The organism is Stutzerimonas sp. (assembly GCF_982611455.1).
The window spans coordinates 43,860-65,964 of sequence record NZ_CEXBBO010000001.1; the positions used below are offsets into that span (position 1 = coordinate 43,860).

Sequence of the window (22,105 nt, forward strand, 5' to 3'; positions counted from 1 at the left end):
GGGCTGGCGTTTCAAGCGGACTGTTCACAAAGTGCGCGGCTGGCGTCATTCATCCGAGTCGGAGGCGACGTTTCCGATTACGCCGCCGTCGTGCCTGGCTTACGCCTGCTGCGCCAGCCAGGTACGCGCTTCGCACAGCAACCAGTCGCGAAAGGCGTTCATGGCTGCCGACTCCACCCGCCGTTCGGGAATCATCAAGTGGTAGGCCTGCCCCTCGCGCCGGTATGAGTGGGGGTGCGCGATAATCAAGCGCCCTTCGGCCAGTTCACGTTGAATGAGGAACGGTGGGATCAGCGCTATGCCCATCCGATGTTCAGCGGCCTGGGCCAGCATCGAGAACAGTTCCAGGCGTGGCCCGGTCATGTCCCGCGCGACCTTCATACCCAGCGAATCGAACCACTGGCGCCAGGCATAGGGCCGGGTGGTCTGCTGCAGTAACGGCATTTCGGCGATAGCCTGAGCGCTCAACTGGCCCGCGTCGCCCAGCAGCGCGGGGCTGCACACGGGCAGCGAGTGCTCCGGCATCAAGGGGTGGGCGGCGGTACCGGACCATTCGCCGTCGCCGAAATAGATCGCCGCATCGAAATCGGTATCGGCGAAGAGAAACGGCCGAGTGCGGTTGGTCAGATTGACCGTTATTTCCGGATGCAACGCCTGGAATTGCTTAAGTCGAGGGAGTAACCATTGAGTGCCAAAGGTCGGCACCAGCGCCAGTTCGATGGTCATCGCGCCCTGCTGGCCCATCACCGATAGAGTGTCGCGCTCCACCGCGTCGAGCTGGGTGGCAACACGGCGTGCATAGGATTGGCCAGCTTCGGTCAACTTCACACCGCGGCGCGAGCGGCGGAACAGCTCAAGCCCGAGAAACTCTTCGAGGCCGCCGATCTGCCGGCAGATGGCGCTCTGGGTCAGCGCCAGCTCTTCGGCGGCGCGAGTGAAGCTCTGGTGGCGTGCTGCCGCTTCGAAGGCAACAAGCGCGGCAGTGCTGGGGATTTTACGGCGCATTATGCGACTGCCTCACTAATAAGTTGCGATTACGGTGGTTAAGCATACGCTGGAGTGCATAAATCGCACAGGTCGATGCGAATTACTCGTTTGCGAACGATGGATTCAGCTTCTAGGATCAATCCATCAATGCTGCACCGGGCGTCGCGCCCGGCTCACCGTCTACGACAAGAGGACCACCCATGGCCGGCAAAGCAAGCTTCAACTGGATCGACCCGCTGCTGCTCGATCAGCAGCTCACCGACGAAGAGCGCATGGTGCGTGACAGCGCCCAGCAGTTCGCGGACGACAAGCTGGCGCCTCGCGTGCTCGAAGCCTTCCGCCATGAGCGCACCGATGCGGCGATCTTCCGCGAGATGGGCGACACCGGCCTGCTCGGCGCGACCATTCCCGAAGCCTACGGCGGTAGCGGGCTGAACTACGTTTGCTACGGTCTGATCGCCCGTGAAGTCGAACGCATCGACTCCGGCTACCGCTCGATGATGAGCGTGCAGTCCTCGCTGGTGATGGTGCCGATCAACGAGTTCGGCAACGAAGAAACCAAGCAGAAGTACCTGCCTAAGCTCGCCAGCGGCGAATTCATCGGCTGCTTTGGCCTGACCGAGCCGAACCATGGCTCCGACCCGGGCTCGATGGTCACTCGCGCCAAAAAGGTCGACGGCGGCTACCGCCTCTCCGGCGCCAAAATGTGGATCACCAACAGTCCGATCGCCGACGTCTTCGTGGTCTGGGCGAAGGATGACGAGGGTGCGATTCGCGGCTTCGTGCTGGAGAAGGGCTGGGAAGGCCTGAGCGCCCCGGCGATCCACGGCAAGGTCGGCCTGCGCGCCTCGATCACCGGCGAGATCGTCATGGACAACGTGTTCTGTCCGGAAGAGAACGCCTTCCCCGATGTGCGCGGCCTGCGCGGTCCGTTCACTTGCCTGGATTCGGCCCGTTACGGCATCAGCTGGGGTGCCCTTGGCGCCGCCGAGTTCTGCTGGCACACCGCACGTCAGTACACGCTGGACCGTCAGCAGTTCGGCCGCCCACTGGCCGCGAATCAGCTGATCCAGAAGAAGCTCGCCGACATGCAGACCGAAATCACGCTGGCCCTGCAAGGTTGCCTGCGCCTCGGCCGGATGAAGGATGAAGGCACCGCGGCGGTGGAAATCACCTCGATCATGAAGCGCAACAGCTGCGGCAAGGCGCTGGACGTCGCTCGTCTGGCCCGCGACATGCTCGGCGGTAACGGCATCAGCGACGAGTTCGGTGTGGCGCGACATCTGGTCAACCTCGAGGTGGTCAACACCTATGAAGGCACCCACGACGTGCACGCGCTGATTCTCGGCCGCGCGCAGACCGGTATCCAGGCGTTCTTCTGAAAAACTGAAGAGCCGATAACGGCGGCTGAAGGCTGGAGGCTGAACGAAAAGACGCATGCGGCGACTCTTCGTTCAGCGCCCAGTCCGTAGGGTGGATGGCGCTCTTTCATCCACCTTTCAATGTCTGAGGCGGATGGGTAAAGCCCCATCACCCTACGGATTAGAACGGCCGAGAACAGCGGCTGGAAGCTGAACGCTGGATAAAAGACGTATGCGGCAGTGTTTTCTCGTTCGCCCTTTAACCCGATCGTATAGCTCGTAGATGGAATTACGCTCTTTCATCCACGTTTCGACGCTGAGCGGCGTACGGGTATAGCGCCATCCAGTCTACGGAGCAGCGCAGCCTGCAGCTTGAACGCTGGGCGGAAAGCGAATGCGGACGTCTCCTCGTTCAGCCTCCAGCCTCCATTTCCCGCTGATCGCTAAATATTGAGGAATTTTGCCATGCCCGGTGCGTTATCCCACATCCGCGTCCTCGACCTGTCGCGCGTGCTTGCCGGCCCTTGGTGCGGGCAGATCCTCGGTGATCTTGGCGCCGAAGTAATCAAGGTCGAGCGTCCCGGCACTGGCGACGATACCCGTCACTGGGGCCCGCCGTATCTGAAAGACCAACACGGAGAGAACACCTCGGAGGCCGCCTATTACCTGTCGGCCAACCGCAACAAGCAGTCGCTGACCCTGGATTTCACCCAGCCCGAAGGGCAGCGGATCATTCGCGAGCTGGTGGCGCAGTGCGACGTGCTGCTGGAGAACTTCAAGGTCGGCGGGCTAGCCGCTTACGGGTTGGACTATGTAAGCCTCAAGGCGATCAACCCGCGGCTGATCTACTGCTCGATCACTGGTTTCGGCAGCGACGGGCCTTATGCCCAGCGTGCCGGCTACGACTTCATGATTCAGGGACTCGGGGGCCTGATGAGCTTGACCGGGCGTGCCGAAGACGAGCCCGGTGCCGGCCCGGTCAAGGTCGGCGTGGCGCTCACCGATATCCTCACCGGGCTCTACGCGACCGTCGGTGTGCTGGCGGCGTTGAATCACCGCGAGCAGAGCGGCGTCGGCCAGCTTGTCGAGCTGGCGTTACTGGATGTGCAGGTCGCCTGCTTGGCCAATCAGGCGATGAATTACCTGACCACTGGCGTGGCGCCCAAGCGCATGGGCAACGCCCATCCGAACATCGTGCCTTACCAGGACTTCCCGACAGCGGACGGTGACATCATCCTCACCGTCGGCAATGACGGGCAGTTTCGCAAGTTCGCCGAGGTGGCCGGGCACCCTGAGTGGGCGACGGACCCGCGCTTCGCCAGCAACAAGGCGCGCGTTGCCCATCGTAAGGAGCTGGTGCCGATGATTCGTCAGGTCACCGTCTTCCGTACCACGGCAGAGTGGGTCGCAGTGCTGGAGCGTGCCGGCGTGCCGTGTGGGCCGATCAACGACGTTGCGCAGGTTTTTGCCGATCCCCATGTACAGGCCCGTGGCCTGCAAGTAGAGGTACCGCACCCGCTGGCCGGCAGCGTGCCGCAGGTGGCCAGTCCGATCCGACTCTCGGAGTCACCCGTCGAGTACCGCAAGGCGCCACCGCTGCTTGGCGAGCACAGCGAGGCACTGCTGCAGCGGTTGCTGGGTATTAACGCCGAACACATCGCGGCCCTGCGACAGGCAGCGGTTATCTGAACCTGACTTGAGGCGTCAGCGCGCCAGCCAACCAAGACGCCATGTCGGAGCGTGGGACCCATCATGGGATTGACCGAGTCGCGTCATCCTTGCACCACGCTCCGCTGAACTCTCGAGCCACCCGGCTATCCTTATCAGGTACCCTGATTTTTTGGATGGACGAGCGAATCATGCAGATGCAGCGTTATCGATTCACCTGGCAACTGACGGTAGTCATGGCCATGTCTTGGCTGCTGGCTGGCTGCGGTATCAATAACATTCCTCAATATGACGAGCAGGTGAAGTCCGCCTGGTCGCAGGTGGAAAACCAGTATCAACGCCGCGCCGATCTGATTCCCAATCTGGTCGAGACGGTCAAGGGCTTCGCCCGTCAGGAGCAGGACACCCTGACCGCGGTCACCGAGGCGCGTTCGAAGGCAACCTCGATCCAGATCAGTGCCGACGACCTGAACGATCCACAGAAGCTGCAGCAGTTTCAGCAGGCGCAGAATCAGCTGACCGGTGCCTTGAGCCGCCTGATGGCGGTGTCCGAACGCTACCCGGATCTGAAATCCAACCAGAATTTTCTGGCCCTCCAGTCGCAGCTCGAAGGCACCGAAAATCGCATTGCGGTGGCACGTCGCGACTTCATCGCCGCTGTCGAGCGCTACAACACCGAGATTCGGACCTTCCCCGGGCGTATCTGGCACAGCCTGATGTACAGCGACATGCCGATCCGCGAAAACTTCGAGGCGACGGCCGAAAACGCCGAGCAGGCGCCACAAGTGCAGTTTCAATGACGCGTACGCTACCTTTGTTGCTGGCACTGCTGTTTTGCGCCAGTGACTTGTTGGCCCAGGAGGCTGAAGTACCCGCACTGACCGGCCGAGTCGTGGATCAGGCCGAGTTGCTCGACACGCAGACCGAAGCGCGGCTGACCAGCATGCTTGCCGCCCACGAACAGGCCACAAGCGAGCAGGTCGTGGTGGTGACGCTGCCGGATCTGCAGGGTCGCAGCATCGAAGAAACTGGGCTGCAGCTGGGTCGCGAGTGGGGTATCGGTCAGGAAGGCGAAGACAACGGCGCGCTGTTGATCATTGCCCGAGACGACCGCCAAATCCGCATCGAAGTGGGGTATGGACTCGAGGGGCGCCTGACCGACGCTCAGTCCTCGGTGATCATCAACAGCATCATCGCTCCCGCGTTCCAGCAGGGTGACTTCGCTCGCGGCATTACCGAAGGCACCGAAGCGATCATTCAGGTGCTGGGCGGCGACCCGTTGCAAACTGCTGCTATGCGGCCGGCGATGCCCATGGGCGCGCAGGAACCGGGCGGCCTCGGCATTCTCGGTTTCTTTCTGATGCTGGTAGCCATCTTCGTCATCGGCGGTGGCCGCGGTCGCGGTGGTCGTGGGGCGGGACGCGCACTGCTGCTCGGCGCGCTGCTGGGTGGCATGGGACGCGGCGGCGGGGGCGGTGGCTTCGGTGGAGGCGGCTTCGGCGGGGGCGGCGGTGGTTTCGGTGGCGGAGGCGCCTCCGGTGGCTGGTGACAAATGCCCTTGAACCGGTGACCGCCGTAGGCTGGGTGAACCCATCGCTGCCCCTCATGGGTTTTTCACCAGCCTATGAGCGCATGCATCATTCGATCAGAACGACGAGACTCTTCATCAATGACGAACACGCCATGACCCTACTGACCGAAAGCGAGCTGCAACAGGTCGCCGAAGCAATCGGCCGTATCGAACGCGACACCGACGCCGAGCTGGTGACGGTGCTGGCGGCGCAGGCCGACGACTATCGCTACATACCGCTGCTCTGGGCCAGCCTGCTGGCGCTGCTGTTGCCCGGCGCGCTGCTGTTCTTTACCGGCTGGCTGACGGCCTGGCAGCTGCTGCTGGTGCAATGGCTGACCTTTATCGTATTGGCGTTGGTCTTTCGCCTGGAGGGCGTGACCAGCCGAATGATCCCTCGCTCGGTTCGTCACTGGCGTGCCTGCAACCTGGCGCGCCGGCAATTCATCGAGCTGAATCTGCACCACACGGCCGATGGCACTGGCATGCTGATCTTCGTCTCCGAAGCCGAGCGTTACGTGGAGATTCTGGTGGATCGAGGGATTTCCAGTCGCATCGATAACAGCGTCTGGGAGTCGATTGTCGCGAGTTTCACCGAGGACGTGCGCAACGGCCAGGTGCTGGAAGGATTCCTCGGTTGCATCGAAGCCTGTGGCTCGTTGCTCAAGCAACATGTCCCGGCCACTCATGAACGCAACGAGCTGCCGAACCATCTGGTGGTGTTGCCCTAAATCAAAGATGCCAGGATCGCTGGCATCTCTTGGTTTCAGTGCATGCTGCGCTGTCGGGCAAGCACTTCGCGTTCACGCAGCAGGGCACGGTTCAGGTTGTCTTGACCGCTGCGGCGTGCCGCGGCGATCAGCGTCTGGTCGATCAAATCACGTTGCGCATGACTGCCGCCGAACAAATGAGCCTGACTGCGTACCGGCCGCAACAACTCCACGCAACGCGCATATTGCCCATCGACGAACGCCGCTATTGCATCCACTCCCGGTGCACCGATCGCATGGGTGAAACGCGCATTATCGTCATCCTGCCGGCAGGCGCGTTGCTGCGCCTCACGCAGCTGGCCGAGTGAATCTTCGCGACCGCTGCTGGCAAAGGCCATCGCCGCGTGAAAGTCGTTGAAGGCGTAACGGCCGTCCGCAGCCATCGCCGCCCAACGCTCGGCCACGCCCGCCCAGCGATTGCCGACATTCGCCCCGCGCAGTTGCAGATGCCAGAGCATGGAGCTGGCATCGATCAGCTCCAGAGCCAGCGTGCCTTGATGGCCGTTGATCGGTCCATCGAAGAGCGCCAGCGCCGTATCGAAATCGTCCTGTTCCAGGTAATGCAACGCGAGGTGCCACCAGTTGTGCACGGCAAGCATGCTGTCCTGCTGCCAAGCCGGATTACCACGCATCCAGGCGATGCCCTCCTCGCGCCGGCCTTGCATTTCCAGCACATGTGCGACAGCGTGTTGCGCCCAGGCATCGTCAGGTTGCAGCGCTATCGCTTCACGACCAAAACGCTCGGCGAGTTGGTAGTCGCCGGTCTCTTCCAGGCCGAACGCATACATGCCGAGTAACGCGTGATAGCCAGGAACGACCATGGACCAATCCGGCAGCACCCGGGCGATGCGATCACGGAGCATGCGCGCATCCCCTGTAAAGAAGTCCAGCTGATGACCTGCCTGCAACGCCAGCAGATCATGCGGATAGTCGAGGCTGAGGTCTTCCAACGCGCGTCCCGATGCATGCCAGCGGCCATCGATCAGCAGTTGCAAGGCCTGAATATGGCGCGCCTCTCGGTCGTTGTGCGGCAGTGCCCGGGCGCGCTCAAGCGCAGCGGACGCAACCGGTACTGCAGCCGCTTCGGTGCCCAATAGGTACAGCCATGCATGCAGGACATAGCCCATCACCAACTCAGGGGAAGCCTCAAGAGCGGCTTCGGTGCTAGCCAGTGAATCGGTGCGCAGGCAGCGGAACTGCGACAGAGCCTGGTCGAGCAGGGTCTGCGCCTGGCCGTTGCAGCCGGTCAGTTGGTAGCCATGTGCGTCTTTCATTGTTCTATGCTCCATGAGTCCAGTTCGTTGGCAGAGGTCAACGGAGCTCATAGTCGGGGTATCGGGCAAGTCGGACTAAAGCCATCCTGGAAACAAAACGGCCATTTCCGCGATGACACGCTCAGATAATGCTGAATGCCTGTCACCCTTGATCGTTGCCCTCCTGGCGACACCGGACAGCACGGCTTCAACGCTGTTCGGCCTCTACGACCTGCTATTAGGCACCCGCCGCGACTGGCAGCAATTGATCAACCAGACCGATGTCGAATCACCCTTTTTGCCACTGATCGTCAGTCGCGACGGGCTACCGTTGCGCGCCTATAACAGCGTTCCGATACAACCTCACGCGAGTTTGAGCAGCGCTCCGCCGGTGGATGTAGTGATCATCAGCAACCTGGCGATCAGCCCTTTTGAACCGTTGGATGACCGCTATGACCAAGAGGCGCAGTGGTTGCGTGAGCGCTACGAGGCCGGTGCGACTCTGGCTGCGGCCTGTTCTGGGTCAATATTGCTGGCGCGAACCGGCCTGCTGAAAGGCTGCGAAGGCACCTCTCACTGGGGCTATTGCGACTGCTTGCGACGCGAATATCCAGAGGTCCATTGGCAGCCGGACAAAGCGCTAGTCACAGCCGGGGTCGGTCAGCGGCTGGTGATGTCCGGTAGCGGTAGTAGCTGGCACGCCCTGGCGCTGTTTCTCATTGCGCGCTTCGTCGGTGCCAGAGAAGCCATGGAAGTGGCGCGGCTGAACTTGTTCGACTGGGATGCCACCAGCCCACTGGCCTATGCCGCGATGATGCGCACCGGGCAGCTCGCCGATCCGGTTATTGCACGCTGCCAGGAATGGGCAGCACAGCATTACGAAGCCGAAGCACCGGTGGCGGCCATGGTGCGGATCAGCGGCCTGCCGGAGCGGACTTTTCAGCGCCGTTTCGCACAGGCCACCGGCCTGTCGCCGCTAGATTATGTACATACCCTGCGGTTGGAGGAGGCCAAGCAGCTACTGGAAAGCGGCGACCTGCCGGTTGAGGCGATCGCTTGGGAGGTGGGCTATCAGGATGCAGGATTCTTTGGTCGCCTGTTCCGGCGCAAGGTGGGCCTGACGCCGGCGCAGTATCGCCGACGTTTCGGTGTGCTGGCGCGGCGGCTGGCCGGTGTGGCGATTGCGTCTAGCGGGACCGCTGCCGCGGTCGGCGCCGTCTGAGCAGGCGCTGCGGACAGCAGACGTTACCGAGACCCGCCGCAGCAGCGTACGGCGGGGTGAGGCCTTAGACCATTCCCGGCCCGTCGTCCTCGGGCTGCTCTATCGGCGCCAGCTCGAAATGCTCGGCATGTTCCATGGCGCTGGCCGCGACGCGGTCGATGCTGCTCATGGCATGGCCGATGATGGAGCTGACGCTGGCCTCGTGATGATGCTCGGGCAGGCGCTCAATAGCAGCCAGCACCTCTTCGCCGGGCACGGTTTCCTCGGCCAGCAGGCGCTCGGCAATCTCGTTCAGCGCCGGCTTGAGTCGCTGTAGCAGCGCCATGCATTCGCGGTCGAGCTGCTTGAGCAAGTTATCCGCGGCACGAATCGAGTCGCCGGAATCGAACTCGATATGCGCATCGCGCACGGCCTGCAGGCTCAATAGCGAGCCGTTCGGGCCCATGCCCAGCGCGCCGACCATCGACAGGGCGATTTTCGAGGCCTCCTGCAAATCTTGGCCGGCACCGGATGACACCTCATTGAAATAAAGCTGCTCGGCGCACCGGCCGGCCAACAGCATCTGGATGCGGTGACGCAGCTCCGATTCCATATGCAGGCGCTTGTCTTCAACGGGTGTTACCAGCGTTACGCCCAGTGCCTGGCCACGCGGCAGAATGGTGACTTTCTCGACTCTGCCGACCTTGAGCTCGGCGGCCACCAGCGCATGACCGGCCTCGTGCACGGCGATGCGCTTGCGATCATTGGGCGACATCGGCGTGACGCCCGACGGCTGTTCGCCGATGCGGCAGGTTTCAACGGCGTCGATGAAGTGCGCCATGACCACAGTCTTCGCCGCGTCACGTGCGGCGAGCAGGGCGGCATGGTTGACGATGTAGGCGATAGCCGCTGGCGTGAGGCCGACGGTGTTGCGTGCCAGCTGGGCGAAATCCAGATTCTGCTCGGCGCGGATCTTGTCGGCATAGAGACGGAACAGTGCCTCGCGGTCGTTGAGCCCCGGCAGGCCAACGGCGATCGAGCGGTCGAAGCGGCCTTCGCGTACCAATGCCGGGTCCAGCGAGTTGGGGAAGTTGGTCGCGCCCAGCACCAGCACGCCGCTGGCACCGTCGAAGCCGTCCATCTCGGCGAGGAACTGGTTGATGATGCGGTTGCTTTCGGCATCGCTGGAACGCTGCTGTTCGGCGCGCTTGCCGATGCCGTCGATCTCGTCGATGAAGATGATGCACGGCGCCTGCTTACGCGCGGTGCGAAACAGCGCCTTGACCTTCTGGATGCCGACGCCGAAGTACATCGAGGAAAAGTCGCTGCCGGTGACCTGAATGAAGCTGGCGTCGGACTCGGTGGCCAGTGCCTTGGCCAGCTGGGTCTTGCCGGTGCCGGGCTCGCCGGTCAGCAAAACGCCCTTTGGCGGACGGGCGCCCAGCGCCGTGTAGGCAGCGGGGTCGCGCAAATAAGCGGTGACATCACTCAGTGCCTGCTTGGCTTCGCCGGCACCGACGACGTCATCGAAACTGATGCCGCTGCCCTTGCGCTGTATCTGGAAGGTCTGGCTCTTGATGGCCAGATAGCTGAGCGCGCCGGCCAGCAGGAGGATGAAAGGCGCATAGGGCACCAGAGCCTTATACCAGGGCGCCTCGCCATCGGTTTCGAACAGCGTCAGCGGGAACAGCTGGCCTTCGCTGCTGGCGTACTGGTCGAGCAGCAGCTGAGCCACGCGTCCGGACTGGTCCGGCACCCAGTAGCGCAGACCGTCGTGCAGGCTGATATAGATCGCATCCTTGCCCAGCGCGGCGCTGGCGATAGTCGAACCACGCAAATCGCCCATCAGTACGGAAAGATCGCGGCGGTTGGCCTGCCAGGCATCGGTGGAATCCTGCAGGGCTTCGAGCATGCCGGCAGCTGCGCCTGTCGCAGGGGTGGATGGCGCGGCAGGCTGGAGTTGCCAGAAGGTCACGCCAGCGGCGATCAACAGCAGCAGGAAAATGGAGAGTACAGGGCCGCGGCGACCTTGTAGCAGACGTGGTGTTTTCATTTCACATCCAATCGGGTAGCCCGACGTTCGACAAACAACCGCCTTGGGGGCGGACCACTGTTGTACGCGGGAAGCCCGCGACGCCAATCGTATGGCGTTGGCAGTACGGGCTCGTTGGATGCGATTTATATGCCGGACTGCGGTTCGGATCGTTCAGCTCCGATAGCCGGCGAGAATACGGCAAGTGCCACCATACGAGGGGCAACGCGACGAATGGCGCCTGGGTTTACGACGAATGACCGTTCGGTCGTAGAACTAAATGTCCCGGTAGGAGGCGTTGAGAACTGCCGGAGCGTGCCGGGAGGGGCGCTATCAGGCAAAACCTGCCTGCTCATTTTTCAAATCAAGCTTATGAAAAGGAGCGGTGAAGCTTTTTATGGGACCTGAGTTCAAGCGCTCTTATTTGCCAAGTGCAGGCTCGGACCATCCAGCCTAAAGTTGGCCCGCTGACACAGCTCAACACGCATCGGTAACACAGGAGCCCTATTAATCGCACCGGATTTGTCTGGATTGCTGCGCCAGAAGGCGAGGACATGATTCGAAAGGGCTTCGAAATTGAAAACTAGGGATTAGAAAGTGCCTATAAAAGATAAAAATCTTAGCTTCGTTCTGCTGGCTTTATTACTCGCGTTTTTACCTTCCGCTTTCGCCAACAGCGACGAGGTGAAAATCAACCTGCTAACGCAGAACTTCCCACCCTTCAGCATGGCCATCGACGGTAAGAACTTCGCTAGAGAAGAGTCGATTGACGGCATCGATGCCGATGTCGTGGCCGAACTCTTCAAACGGGCAGGCATCGACTATGAAATGACGCTTCGTTTTCCATGGAATCGTTTGCAGACATTAGCCGAGCAAAAGCCTGGGTTCGCCGTGTTCTCCCTTAGCCGCACGCCCGAGCGCGAGCCCAAATACAAATGGGTTGGCCCGCTGAGCGAAATCCAGATCGTGCTGTTGAAAATGCCTGGAAGCCCTATTCAGCTTGCCAATCTTGACGACGCGAAGAAGTACAGCATCGGGTCGAAGGACGGCAGCGTTGGCAGTCAGTATTTGATCAATCGCGGGTTTGAGCTTCATAACTCCTTGATCAAGGCGCCGGACAAACTCAAGGCTGGCAAATTCGACTTATGGGCGACAACCAATCCGTCCGGCGATTACGAAGCGATGCAAGCGGGCATCGGCGCTCTGGAGGTTGCGTTGACCCTTAACAGGGTCGACCTATACCTGGCGCTGAATAAAGAAACGCCCGACGAGGTCATCCAGAAGCTCCAGCGCACCTTGGATCAGATGAAACAAGAGGGACTGCTGCAAAAGGCTACGCAGCGCTACATGAACAACTGAGTCGGAAATAAGTCCACGCCGCCCAGGGGTCAGCCGTCTGGCTGGCCCCTGGGTTGGTTCAGGCCTCGATCACCTTCGGCAGCGCTGCTTGTGTCTCGCTGCTACGCAGGGACAGCCGCGCCGAGGCCCTCCGGGCAATGGTCAGGTAGGCCTGCGCCAGGCTGCCGCTGGGATCGCTGACGACGATGGGCTGGCCGTCATCGGCGCCAATGCGGATACGCATGTCCAGCGGCAATTCGCCGAGCAGCTCGCTGCCGTATTGATCTGCCATGCGCCGCGCGCCGCCGCTGCCGAAGATGTGCTCTTCATGCCCGCACTGACTACAGACATGCAGGCTCATGTTCTCAATGATGCCAAGCACCGGCACGTTGACCTTCTCGAACATGCGTAGCCCTTTGCGCGCATCGAGCAGGGCCAAGTCCTGCGGCGTGGTGACAATCAGCGCGGCGGAGACCGGCATCTTCTGCGCCAGCGTCAGATGGATGTCGCCCGTGCCAGGCGGCAGGTCGACGATCAGATAGTCCAGCTCCTGCCAGTGGGTTTCCTGCAGCAGCCGCGTCAGCGCCTGGGTGATCATCGGGCCGCGCCAGATCACCGGCGCCTCTTCATCCACGAGAAAGCCGATGGACATGCATTGCAGGCCGTGGCCGAGCATCGGCTGCATCTTTCCATCACGAGTGTCCGGCAGGCCGCTGAGGCCGAGCAGACGAGGCTGGCTCGGGCCGTAGAGATCGGCGTCGAGCATGCCGACCCGCGCGCCATCGGCGGCCAGGGCGAGCGCGAGATTGGTCGCGGTAGTGGACTTGCCCACGCCGCCCTTGCCCGAGGCGACCGCGATCAGGTGTTTGACGCCGGGCAGGGTTTGGTGAGTGATCGAGGCGGCGTTGACGGACCAGTCGATTTCCACCTCCACGGCGGTAGCCTGGGTGTGAGCCAGCAGCAAAGACTTCAATGCCCGGCTCAAGGCGTCCCGATAACCCTCGACCGGAAAGCCCAGAGCAAGGCTCAGATGCAGCTGCGAGCCGTCGACGCGCAGTTCGCGTACGGCGCCGGCACTGAGCAGGTCACAGCCGAGGCAGGGTTCGATCCACCGGGACAGAGATTGCTCGGCCTGCTGGCGCAGCCCGACGTCGGATGTCGCTAAGCGGTGAAGGGTCATGGCGTGCTCCTGGCGAATTCGATCATGCGGGGGTACAGGCTTTTTGAAGGAGCGCGAGCAAGCTCGCGCCTAGAGCTCAGCTATTTTTCAACGAAAGCGCGCTCGATCACGTAGTCGCCGGGCTCGCCCTGCTGCGCCGAGGGCTCGAAGCCCATGGCATCGAGCATGCCGGTCAGCGCGTCGAGCATCGCCGGGCTGCCGCAGAGCATCACCCGATCGCTGTCCTTGTTCAGTGGCGGCAGGCCGATATCGGTGGCGAGCTTGCCGGTTTCCACCAGGGTGGTGATGCGGCCCTGGTTGCGGAACGGCTCGCGGGTGACGGTGGGGTAGTAAATGAGCTTCTCGCGCACCTCATCACCGAGGAATTCGTGCTGCGGCAGTTCGTGGGTCAGGTAGTCGTGGTAGGCCAGTTCGCTCACCTCACGCACGCAATGCACCAGCACGATTTTGTCGAAGCGCTCATAAGCTTCGGGGTCGCGGACGATGCTCATGAAGGGCGCGAGGCCAGTGCCGGTGCCCAATAGATAGAGGTGCTTGCCGGGTCGCAGATCGTGCATTACCAGTGTGCCGACCGGCTTGCGGCTGACGATGATCGGGTCGCCGACTTTCAGGTGCTGCAGGCGTGACGTCAGCGGGCCGTCCGGGACCTTGATGCTGAGAAATTCCAGGTGCTCGTCGTGATTGGCGCTGACGATGCTGTAGGCGCGCATGAGTGGTTTGCTTGCTACTTCGAGGCCAATCATCACGAAATGCCCGTTCTCGAAACGCAGCGCAGGGTCGCGGGTGGTGGTGAAACTGAACAGGGTGTCGTTCCAGTGACGGACGCTGAGAACGCTTTCGGTACCGAGTGTAGCCATGGCAAAACCTCCAACAGTGGATACGGAAACGAGGCAGTAGAAATTGTCAGGGCGAGGCCATCGCCAACATCGCCATTGCGCTGAGCAGCAGGCCGCCGCTGAGCAGTACGAGCAGCAACATCGGGCGCCAGCCTTGGGCAAGCAGCTCGCCCAGAGTGGTGCGCATGCCGAGCGCCGCCATGGTCACCAGCAGGCAGGCATTGGACGCGGCGATCAGCCCTTCGCGCAGGCCGGCCGGCAGCCAGCCGAGGCTGTTCAGGCCGAACAGCGCGAGGAAACCCAAGAGAAACAGCGGGAACTCGGCCGTGCCGGATTCGCCCCGGCGCAGTAGGAAGCCGAGCAGCAAGACCAGTGGCGCCAGGAGCGCCACGCGCAACAGTTTGGTCAGGGTCGCGATATCGCCGGCGCTGTCGGAAACCAGATACCCGGCGCCAGCCGCCTGCGCCACGTCGTGAATGCTGGCGCCGAGCAAGAGGCCGCTTTCGATTTCGTCGTAACCGAGGGTGCTAAGTAGCGGCGGGTAGACGAGCATCGAGAGCGTGCCTAGCGCGGTGACGCCGACGACCACACCCAGCAATCGCCTGTCCTCCAGCCTGCCGGCAGGAATCACCGCCGCTACGGCAATCGCCGCCGACACGCCGCATATCGCCACCGCCACGCCAGCAACCAAGCTGTGCAGGGTCGGCAGGCCCAGCCAGCGTCCCAGCAGCAGCGCGCAGCCGATTACCAGCGGCACGCTGGTCAGCACCATCACCACGGGCAGGCTGCCAACGGTGAGCAATTGCTCCACGCCGATACGCGCGCCCAGCAGCGCTACGCCGATGCGCAGAATGTGGCGGCTGCAAAAGGTCACGCCGGCCTGCATCCGGGTATCCGCTGCCTGGGTGGAAAAACCGAAGCCCAGCAGCAGGACCAACATCAGCGCCGGCGCCGAATAGTGTTCTGCGAGAAAACTGCCCGCCAGCGCCAGTACCGCGCACAGCGCGGCCCCAGGATAGAGCCGGCGCAGTGTCGCGAAGGGCGGGGCGAGCAGTTGCTGGGTGCGCGTGTTCATTGCAGGCGCTCGCCCAGTTCGCGCAGATAGGCCCAGGGATACAGGCCACGGTAGTGACCATCGCTGAAGTGGAACTGCACGCCGCTGATGCCGGAGACTTCCAGCCGATCGACACCGACATCCGCATCGATCAGTGACAGGCTGCCGCGCTGCTGCGCCTGGGCGCACATCGAGCAAGCGCAGGATTTGCGCAGCGCGAGGCAACTCAATTGGCTGCGCACGCCGTCAGGCCAGAGGACTTCGAGCATCTTTTGCGCCTTGCGCAGGCGGATCTCCGTGGGCGGAGCGATCAGGGTCTGGGTAGTCATGGACAACTCCTCAACCAATCAGAAAGAAGGGGGCAGGCAGGCGCGGTGGGAAGCCGTCCGGAACGATCAGTGCGGGTGTTTCCGGCGTTCTGACGAAATGGCTCAGGCTCTCGACTGGCCGTGCGCTGCCGGTCAGGGCAGCACTGCCGATCACTAGCGCTAGCAGGGCGCAGCGAAAGCAACTCGTCATGACAAGTTCGGGCATGCCTCAGCGCTCCAGGAACTGCAGCTTGTCGCCCTGATCGACCCAGGTGTCGGCCTCGGCTAGCGGGCTGTTGGTCTGGGTGATCACCGGCCAGACTTCGGCCAGTTCAGCGTTGAGTTCGATGAAATGGGTCTGGTCGGCGGGCAGCGCGTTGCCGGCGAAGATCGCGTCGGCCGGGCATTCCGGTGCGCAGAGGCTGCAGTCGATGCAGGTCTCCGGGTTGATCACCAGGAAGTTCGGCCCTTCATGGAAGCAGTCCGCCGGGCAGACTTCGACGCAGTCGGTGTACTTGCAGCGGATACAGTTTTCGGTCACTACATAAGTCATGTCATTGGCTCCTCTGGTGCGCCTAGCCCCCTCACCCCAGCCCTCTCCCCGGAAGGGAGAGGGGGTAGGAGCGGCGCGGATCTCGACGGCGGTGCAGGGCGGCCCTTTGGTAGGCCCCGCACCGCCACGTCGAATCTGTAAATTGCTTAACGCGCCAAATCTGTAGGGCGGGCTTCAGCCCGCCGAACGTGCTCGACGGCAATACCGATCGGCGAATTGCTCGCCGCCCTACGTCTTGTCATTGGCTCCTCTGGTGCGTCTTGCCCCTCACCCCAGCCCTCTCCCCAGAGGGAAGAGGGGGCGGAAGCACAGCGCTGATCTCAGGCGGCGGCGTCGAGTTTCGACATGGCCCATCGCGCCAGCTTGCGGACGTCCGGGTCCGGGTCGTCCATGGCGGCTTCGACGAAGGGGCGGCCATCGTGATGACCAATGGCCCCGAGCGCGCCAATGGCGGCTTTGCGCAAGTTGCTCATGGGATCGCGCGCGCAGATGCCGAGCGCCGGGATGGCGCCGACGGAGCCGAGCTTGCCGAGGGCATCCACGGCTTTTTCGCGGACCTGCCAGAAGCTGTCATGCGTGGCCTCGACCAAAGGCTGCAGGGCCGCCTGGTAATTGAGCTTGCCGATGCTGACTGCCGCTTCGACGCGCACTTGCCAATGCGCGTCATGCAGCAGGCTGACCAGCGTCGGGCCGACCTGCTCGGGCGTGGCGTACACCAGCGCGCCGGTGGCGGCACGGCGGACTTCGGCGTCCTCGTCGTGCCCGGCGCGCTCCATCAGCGCGGGCAGGTTTTCGGTCTGCTTGAGCCAGCCGATCACCGCCACTGCTTCGCGGCGCACGCCGGGGTCTTCGGCCTGCATGCGCTGCAGCGCCGGGGCCTGGGCCGCCGGGTTGCGCAGCGGTTTGACCGCCCGCAGGATGCCGGCCACGACAAAGGGGTCGTCGGTGCCTTCCAGCGCTTCGAGCAGCGGCATGGCGGCGGCCGGGTCTTTCAGATCGGCCAGCGCATGGGCGGCAGCGTTGCGCACCACCTCGTTGCTGTCCTGCAGGGCGGCGATCAGCGCGTCGGCGATGTCCACCGCGTCGAATTCATCGACCACCTTGGCAGCTTCCTGGCGCACCGCAGGGTCTGCGTCGTTGAGTGCCAGGATCAGCAACTCGGCGGCTTCCGGCTCGCCGCAATCGACCAGCTCCAGTACGGCGACGCGGCGAATGCCGGGATCTTCGGACGCCAGGTTTACGGCAATCTGCTGCAGCATGGGATCGTCATAGGTCTTCATCAGCGGCTCCTCAGCGCAGCAGGTAGGGAATGTTCACCGTGACCGCATCGGTCGGGCAGTCGGTCTCGCAGGGCATGCAGTACCAGCATTCGTCGTATTTCATGTGGGCCTTGCCGGTGTCCGGGTTGATCCACAGGACGTCCAACGGGCAGACGTCGATGCAGACGCGGCAGCCCTTCTCGGCGATGCATTTGTCTTCGTCCACGACAACCGGGACGGCAGAGCGGTGGTTGGCTACGGGCATGGTGTATCTCCTCGGTTCCAGTCGAGCGGGGTTCGGGACGACCCGCTTCGCTGTAGGGGCGAATTCATTCGCCCGTTTGGCATCAGGTTTTGGCCGAGTGAATTCGGCCCTACGGGTCAGGCATTCGCGGCGCGTTTCACCCGTAGCTTGCTGTAGGCATCTTTCTCTTCGCCCAGCGGGACGACGTAGTCGGCGACCGGGCGTTTGCCGTGGGCCATCTGGCCGTTAGCGTCCTTGAACAGGCGGCTGTGGTAGAACCACTCCGCGTTGTCCTGCTCGGGAAAGTCGACGCGGTAGTGGTACAGGCCCCAACGCGATTCGGTGCGGTACAGCGAGGCGCGTGCGGCCATCTCGGCGCAATCGATGATCGACTGCACTTCCAGAGCGCGGAGCAGCTCGTGAGGATCGGCGGCGGACAGCATGTGCAGGTCGTTGCGAACGGCCATGATCCGCTCCAGGCCGATCTCCATCTTCTTGGTCACCTTCGGCGGCTGCAGGTAGTCATTCACCAGGCGGCGCACCTTGTATTCCATCTGCTCGGGCGGAATACCGTCCTTGACCAGCAGTGGCGCCTGGATGCGCGCCAGCTCGGCGGCGATAAAGGCTTCGTCGAGCTGCGGCTCGCTTCGATCCTTGACGAAGGCGGCGGCGCTTTCTCCGCAGATCTGTCCGTAGACGAAGGCGCCAAGCATGTAGTTGTGCGCCACCGAGGCCATGTCGCCGGCACCATAGAGGCCAGGCACGGTGGTCGCGCCAGTCTCGTCGGTCCAGACGCCCGAGGCCGAGTGACCGGAGCAGAAGCCGATCTCGGAGATGTGCATTTCCACCATGCGCTGGCGGTAGTCGACTTGACGGCCTTCGTGGAAGCGGCCGCGTGTCGGGCGTTCATTGGTGTGCAGGACGGTCTCGATTTCCTGGATGGTTTCCTCGGCCAGGTGATCGAGCTTGAGGAACACAGGGCCGGTGCCGGATTCCAGTTCCTTGAAGAACTCCAGCATCATCTGCCCGGACCAGTAGTCGCACTCGATGAAGCGCTCGCCGTAGGCGTTGGCGGTGAAGCCGCCGAGCGGGCCGGTGACATAGGCGCAGGCCGGGCCGTTGTAGTCCTTGAGCAGCGGGTTGACCTGGAAGCACTCCAGGTTCACCAGGTCGGCACCGACGTGGTACGCCATGGCGTGACCATCGCCGCAGTTGGCCGGGTTTTCGTAGGTGCCGAACAGGTAGCCGGAGTTCGGCAGGCCGATGCGCCCGGCGGCGCCAGTGGCCATGATTACCGCCTTGGCGCGGATGATGATGGGTTCAGCGGTGCGGGTGTTCACCCCGATCATGCCGGCGATGTTGCCGTCCGGGTCCTTCAGCAGGCGGGTGGCCTGGAAGCGGTTCTCGATCTCCACCCGCACGCGGCGCAGGCGGCGATAGAGGATTTTCTTGACGTTGTGGCCTTCGGGCATCGGCAGCACGTAGGTGCCCAGGTGATGCACCTTCTTCATGTCGTAGTCGCCGGTTTCATCCTTCTGAAAATGCACGCCCCACGAGTCGAGCTTCTCGATCATCGGAAAGGAACGCGTGGCGTAGGCCATCAGCGCCGGCTGGTGAACGATGCCGTCATTGGCGATGGTGATTTCCTTAACGTACTGCTCCGGCGTGGCGTGGCCGGGGACCACGGCATTGTTGAGCCCGTCCATGCCCATGGAGATGGCGCCGGAGCGTTTGACGTTGGCCTTCTCCAGCAGGATGACTTTGAGGGTCGGGTCCTGCTCTTTGACGGTCACGGCGGCCATGGGGCCGGCGGTGCCGCCGCCGATGACCAGTACGTCGGTGTCGATGACTGGGATGCCGTTGATAGTGGTCATGTTGCCTCCTATTTCCGATCCACTCGGAACTGGTATTTGAATGCGTCGCCGCGGTAGCAGAGGTATTCGAAGTCGATGGGGCGGCCGGCGCGGTCGTGCGTCAGCCGCTCGACGCGCAGGATGGGTTCGCCCGGCTTGAGGGCCAGGTAATGCTGGTGTTCCTCATCGGCCAGGGTGGCGTCGAGGCTGATGTCGGCGCGCCCCAGCGCGATGCCGAAGGCGTTTTCCAGTAGCGGGAAGATGTCGCCGGACAGGTCCAGGCCGAACAGCCGCCGGCCGATGTCGAGGGGGAAGTAACTGTTCTCGACGCAGACGGCTTCGCGGTTGAGGTAGCGCACGCGCTTGACCTCGACCACCTCTTCGCCTGCCAGCAGATGCAGCGCGGCGACCACGGCCTTGGGCGGCTTGCGCTCCTGAATCGACAGCAGCCGCGCGGTGGCTTCATAGCCCTGGGCAGCCATGGCCTCGCCGAAACCCTGCAGACGCTGCACGTTCTGCACAGCCTTGGGCTTGCTGACGTAAGTGCCTTTACCCTGGGCACTGAACACCAAGCCCTCGTTATGCAGGTCGCGCAGCGCCTGGCGAATGGTGATGCGGCTGACGCCGAAGGCGTTCATCAGCTCGTTTTCCGAAGGCAGACGCTCATGGATTACGTAGCTGCCCTCGAGAATCTTGCGCCGCAGGTTGTCGCGGATCTGCACGTACAGCGGCAGCGGCGACTGTCCCGGAGCGAGTGACCCGCTGCCTTTCATTGCAGGCGCTCCAGCCTGTCATGACAGGTCATGTCGAGCGTGGGCGCAAATATGCGTGGGTTGGCCATGGCTCAGCCTCCGTTCTGCTGCTGGAAGGCGCGCAAGGTTTCCTGACGGATCAGATCCAGGCACTGGCGCTTGTAGTCCATGAACGCGGCGCTGGTGAGTAGGCTCTGTTCGCGCGGCCGGGGCAGCGAAACCTTTATGTCGGCGATGATCCGGCCGGGGCTAGCGCTCATCACCACGATGCGGTCGGAGAGGAACACCGCCTCGTCGATGTCGTGCGTGACGAACACCACGGTGTTCTTGAACTCGCGCCAGATCTCCAGCAGGTTCTCCTGCATCATGATTCGCGTCTGCGCATCCAGCGCGCCAAAGGGCTCGTCCATCAGCAACACGCTGGGGTAGTTGGCCAGCGCGCGGGCGATGCCGACGCGTTGCTGCATGCCGCCGGACAGCGTGCCGGGGTAGGCATCCTCAAAGGCCGCGAGGCCGACCAGCGAAAGAAAGGTGCGCGCCACGCTGCAGGCCTCGTTGCGCGACGCACCGGCCATCAGCGGGCCGAAGGCGACGTTGTCGCGCACGGTTTTCCAGGGAAACAGCGAATGCTGCTGGAACACCATGCCGCGATCCGGGCTCGGCGTGTTGACCGCTTTACCGTCGATGGTCAGCTCGCCGCGAGTCGGATTGACGAAGCCGGCCATGGCGTTGAGCAAGGTCGACTTGCCGCAGCCGGACGGCCCGAGCAGGCAGACGAACTCACCGGGGCGGATCTCCAGCTGAGCATCCTGAACAGCGGCGCGCTTGCCGCCGTTGTGGTCGAACTCGATGTGCAGGTTGCGCACGCTGATGTGGCCGCGACCGTCGCTCTTGGCGTTGGTCTTTGCACGTAGCCGGCTGTGGTCGAGTACGGCGAGGCGGCTGTCCTGAACGGCGCTGTTCATGGCCGACCTCCTTTGGCCTGCCAGTGCAGCAGCGGGTTGCAGGCCTTGCGTACCAGCAGCGTGCACAGGGTGCCGAGGCCGCCGATGGTGAGCATGCCGATGATGATTTCCGGGTACTTGACCAGCGTGTATGACGTCCATGTGAAGTAGCCGATGCCGTACTGGCCGCTGATGATTTCGCCGGCCAGCAGCGAGAACCAGGCCACGCCCATGCCGATCGCCAACCCGGCGACGATGCTCGGCATGGCGCCGGGGATCACTACGTGCCAGAGGATTGCTTTCTTGCTGGCGCCGAGACTGCGGGCGGCGCGGACCAGTACGTCGGGCGTTTGCTCCACACCGTGCACCGTGTTGAGCACGATGGGAAAGAAGGCGCCGAGGAAGGTGATGAAGACGATGCTCGACTGCTCGGTGGGCAACATCAGGATCGCCAGGGGAATCCAGGCCACTGCCGGAATCGGCCGGAACAGCTCGATATACGGCAGGATGATGTCCTCCGCCCAGCGCGAGCGTCCGATCATTACCCCGGTCAGCACGCCCAGCACCACGGCATAGGCGTAGGCGATGGCGATCCGTTCCATGCTGTAGGCGATGTGCAGGTAGAACTCCGAGCTGGACAGCTGAGCCACCAGTGTCTGGCCCACCAGCAGCGGCGCCGGCACGTTCTCGAAATTAATGAAGAAGTTGAAACCGCTACTGGCTGCGAAATGCCAGATCACCAGTGCCATCAATAGTGCAGCGACGCGCACCATGTAGCGGCCGGTCATTTTCGGCAGGCGCCGTCGCGGCCGGTTTGTAATAGGCGCGTCTGGCGCAGCGGATGGACTGGGCGCGGCTGCAACTTCCAGCGCGGGTGCCGCAACTGCTACGGACACTGGCGTGGCGGAATCGAACACGGGGTTCGGCTTGACACTCATGGCT

Annotated in this window: 22 protein-coding genes; 7 read left to right on the forward strand and 15 right to left on the reverse strand. The window is 62.9% G+C overall.

Going from position 1 to position 22,105, the window contains the following annotated elements; translation table 11 throughout:
• Positions 1 to 99: 99 nt before the first annotated feature.
• Positions 100 to 1,005, reverse strand: a complete 906-nt coding sequence (locus AC2LD7_RS00235) for a LysR family transcriptional regulator (RefSeq protein WP_484595849.1) — start codon at positions 1,003 to 1,005, stop codon at positions 100 to 102.
• Positions 1,006 to 1,187: 182 nt separating this feature from the next.
• Here AC2LD7_RS00235 and AC2LD7_RS00240 point away from each other — a divergent pair, with 182 nt between their 5' ends.
• From AC2LD7_RS00240 to AC2LD7_RS00260, 5 genes are all read left to right on the forward strand, one after another.
• On the forward strand, positions 1,188 to 2,369 hold the full coding sequence (locus AC2LD7_RS00240) for an acyl-CoA dehydrogenase (RefSeq protein ID WP_073302831.1): 1,182 nt from the start codon (positions 1,188 to 1,190) through the stop codon (positions 2,367 to 2,369).
• A gap of 444 nt (positions 2,370 to 2,813) precedes the next feature.
• Entirely contained in the window at positions 2,814 to 4,037 is a 1,224-nt protein-coding gene (locus AC2LD7_RS00245) for a CaiB/BaiF CoA transferase family protein (RefSeq protein ID WP_484595850.1), read from the forward strand.
• Positions 4,038 to 4,207: 170 nt separating this feature from the next.
• Positions 4,208 to 4,816, forward strand: a complete 609-nt coding sequence (locus tag AC2LD7_RS00250; protein WP_484595851.1) for a LemA family protein — start codon at positions 4,208 to 4,210, stop codon at positions 4,814 to 4,816.
• Positions 4,813 to 5,565: a TPM domain-containing protein gene (locus tag AC2LD7_RS00255; RefSeq protein ID WP_484595852.1), complete on the forward strand. Its 753-nt coding sequence runs from the start codon at positions 4,813 to 4,815 to the stop codon at positions 5,563 to 5,565. The genes AC2LD7_RS00250 and AC2LD7_RS00255 overlap by 4 nt, the downstream gene beginning before the upstream one ends.
• A 134-nt stretch (positions 5,566 to 5,699) precedes the next feature.
• A complete protein-coding gene (locus AC2LD7_RS00260; RefSeq protein ID WP_484595853.1) occupies positions 5,700 to 6,317 on the forward strand; it encodes a TPM domain-containing protein in 618 nt (205 codons plus the stop codon).
• A gap of 35 nt (positions 6,318 to 6,352) precedes the next feature.
• Here the strand turns inward: AC2LD7_RS00260 and AC2LD7_RS00265 are convergent, their stop codons facing one another.
• Positions 6,353 to 7,630: a tetratricopeptide repeat protein gene (locus AC2LD7_RS00265; protein ID WP_484595854.1), complete on the reverse strand. Its 1,278-nt coding sequence runs from the start codon at positions 7,628 to 7,630 to the stop codon at positions 6,353 to 6,355.
• Between the two features lie 112 nt (positions 7,631 to 7,742).
• Here AC2LD7_RS00265 and AC2LD7_RS00270 point away from each other — a divergent pair, with 112 nt between their 5' ends.
• Positions 7,743 to 8,831, forward strand: a complete 1,089-nt coding sequence (locus AC2LD7_RS00270; protein ID WP_484595855.1) for a GlxA family transcriptional regulator — start codon at positions 7,743 to 7,745, stop codon at positions 8,829 to 8,831.
• 64 nt (positions 8,832 to 8,895) lie between these two features.
• On the opposite strand, the gene AC2LD7_RS00275 is transcribed toward AC2LD7_RS00270, so the two are convergent.
• On the reverse strand, positions 8,896 to 10,863 hold the full coding sequence (locus tag AC2LD7_RS00275; protein WP_484595856.1) for an AAA family ATPase: 1,968 nt from the start codon (positions 10,861 to 10,863) through the stop codon (positions 8,896 to 8,898).
• 576 nt (positions 10,864 to 11,439) lie between these two features.
• Here AC2LD7_RS00275 and AC2LD7_RS00280 point away from each other — a divergent pair.
• Positions 11,440 to 12,201: a substrate-binding periplasmic protein gene (locus AC2LD7_RS00280; protein ID WP_484595857.1), complete on the forward strand. Its 762-nt coding sequence runs from the start codon at positions 11,440 to 11,442 to the stop codon at positions 12,199 to 12,201.
• Positions 12,202 to 12,259: 58 nt separating this feature from the next.
• Here the strand turns inward: AC2LD7_RS00280 and apbC are convergent, their stop codons facing one another.
• The 12 genes from apbC to AC2LD7_RS00340 all read right to left on the reverse strand — a co-directional run bounded on the left by apbC (position 12,260) and on the right by AC2LD7_RS00340 (position 22,101).
• Positions 12,260 to 13,360 carry an iron-sulfur cluster carrier protein ApbC gene (apbC, locus tag AC2LD7_RS00285; RefSeq protein WP_484595858.1) on the reverse strand — a complete coding sequence of 367 codons (1,101 nt, stop codon included), beginning with the start codon at positions 13,358 to 13,360 and terminating at the stop codon, positions 12,260 to 12,262.
• An 80-nt stretch (positions 13,361 to 13,440) separates the two neighbouring features.
• A complete protein-coding gene (locus AC2LD7_RS00290; protein WP_484595859.1) occupies positions 13,441 to 14,217 on the reverse strand; it encodes a ferredoxin--NADP reductase in 777 nt (258 codons plus the stop codon).
• Positions 14,218 to 14,263: 46 nt separating this feature from the next.
• Positions 14,264 to 15,271 (reverse strand): YeiH family protein, encoded by a 1,008-nt coding sequence (locus AC2LD7_RS00295; RefSeq protein WP_484595860.1) that lies wholly within the window; start codon positions 15,269 to 15,271, stop codon positions 14,264 to 14,266.
• Positions 15,268 to 15,579, reverse strand: a complete 312-nt coding sequence (locus AC2LD7_RS00300) for a gamma-butyrobetaine hydroxylase-like domain-containing protein (RefSeq protein WP_484595861.1) — start codon at positions 15,577 to 15,579, stop codon at positions 15,268 to 15,270. Before AC2LD7_RS00300 ends, AC2LD7_RS00295 begins: the two co-directional genes overlap by 4 nt.
• Positions 15,580 to 15,589: 10 nt before the next feature.
• Positions 15,590 to 15,784, reverse strand: a complete 195-nt coding sequence (locus tag AC2LD7_RS00305; protein WP_484595862.1) for a hypothetical protein — start codon at positions 15,782 to 15,784, stop codon at positions 15,590 to 15,592.
• A 3-nt stretch (positions 15,785 to 15,787) separates the two neighbouring features.
• Positions 15,788 to 16,111 carry a ferredoxin FdxA gene (gene fdxA / locus AC2LD7_RS00310; protein ID WP_484595863.1) on the reverse strand — a complete coding sequence of 108 codons (324 nt, stop codon included), beginning with the start codon at positions 16,109 to 16,111 and terminating at the stop codon, positions 15,788 to 15,790.
• Between the two features lie 320 nt (positions 16,112 to 16,431).
• A complete protein-coding gene (locus tag AC2LD7_RS00315) occupies positions 16,432 to 17,391 on the reverse strand; it encodes a HEAT repeat domain-containing protein (protein WP_484595864.1) in 960 nt (319 codons plus the stop codon).
• Between the two features lie 10 nt (positions 17,392 to 17,401).
• A complete protein-coding gene (locus AC2LD7_RS00320) occupies positions 17,402 to 17,635 on the reverse strand; it encodes a 4Fe-4S dicluster domain-containing protein (protein WP_484595865.1) in 234 nt (77 codons plus the stop codon).
• Between the two features lie 116 nt (positions 17,636 to 17,751).
• Positions 17,752 to 19,488, reverse strand: coding sequence for a fumarate reductase/succinate dehydrogenase flavoprotein subunit (locus AC2LD7_RS00325; RefSeq protein ID WP_484595866.1), 1,737 nt, complete (start codon positions 19,486 to 19,488; stop codon positions 17,752 to 17,754).
• 8 nt (positions 19,489 to 19,496) lie between these two features.
• Complete coding sequence (locus AC2LD7_RS00330) at positions 19,497 to 20,240, reverse strand: GntR family transcriptional regulator (RefSeq protein WP_484595867.1); 744 nt, start codon at positions 20,238 to 20,240, stop codon at positions 19,497 to 19,499.
• Between the two features lie 71 nt (positions 20,241 to 20,311).
• Entirely contained in the window at positions 20,312 to 21,184 is an 873-nt protein-coding gene (locus AC2LD7_RS00335; RefSeq protein WP_484595868.1) for an ABC transporter ATP-binding protein, read from the reverse strand.
• On the reverse strand, positions 21,181 to 22,101 hold the full coding sequence (locus tag AC2LD7_RS00340) for an ABC transporter permease (RefSeq protein ID WP_484595869.1): 921 nt from the start codon (positions 22,099 to 22,101) through the stop codon (positions 21,181 to 21,183). Before AC2LD7_RS00340 ends, AC2LD7_RS00335 begins: the two co-directional genes overlap by 4 nt.
• Positions 22,102 to 22,105 lie beyond the last annotated feature (4 nt).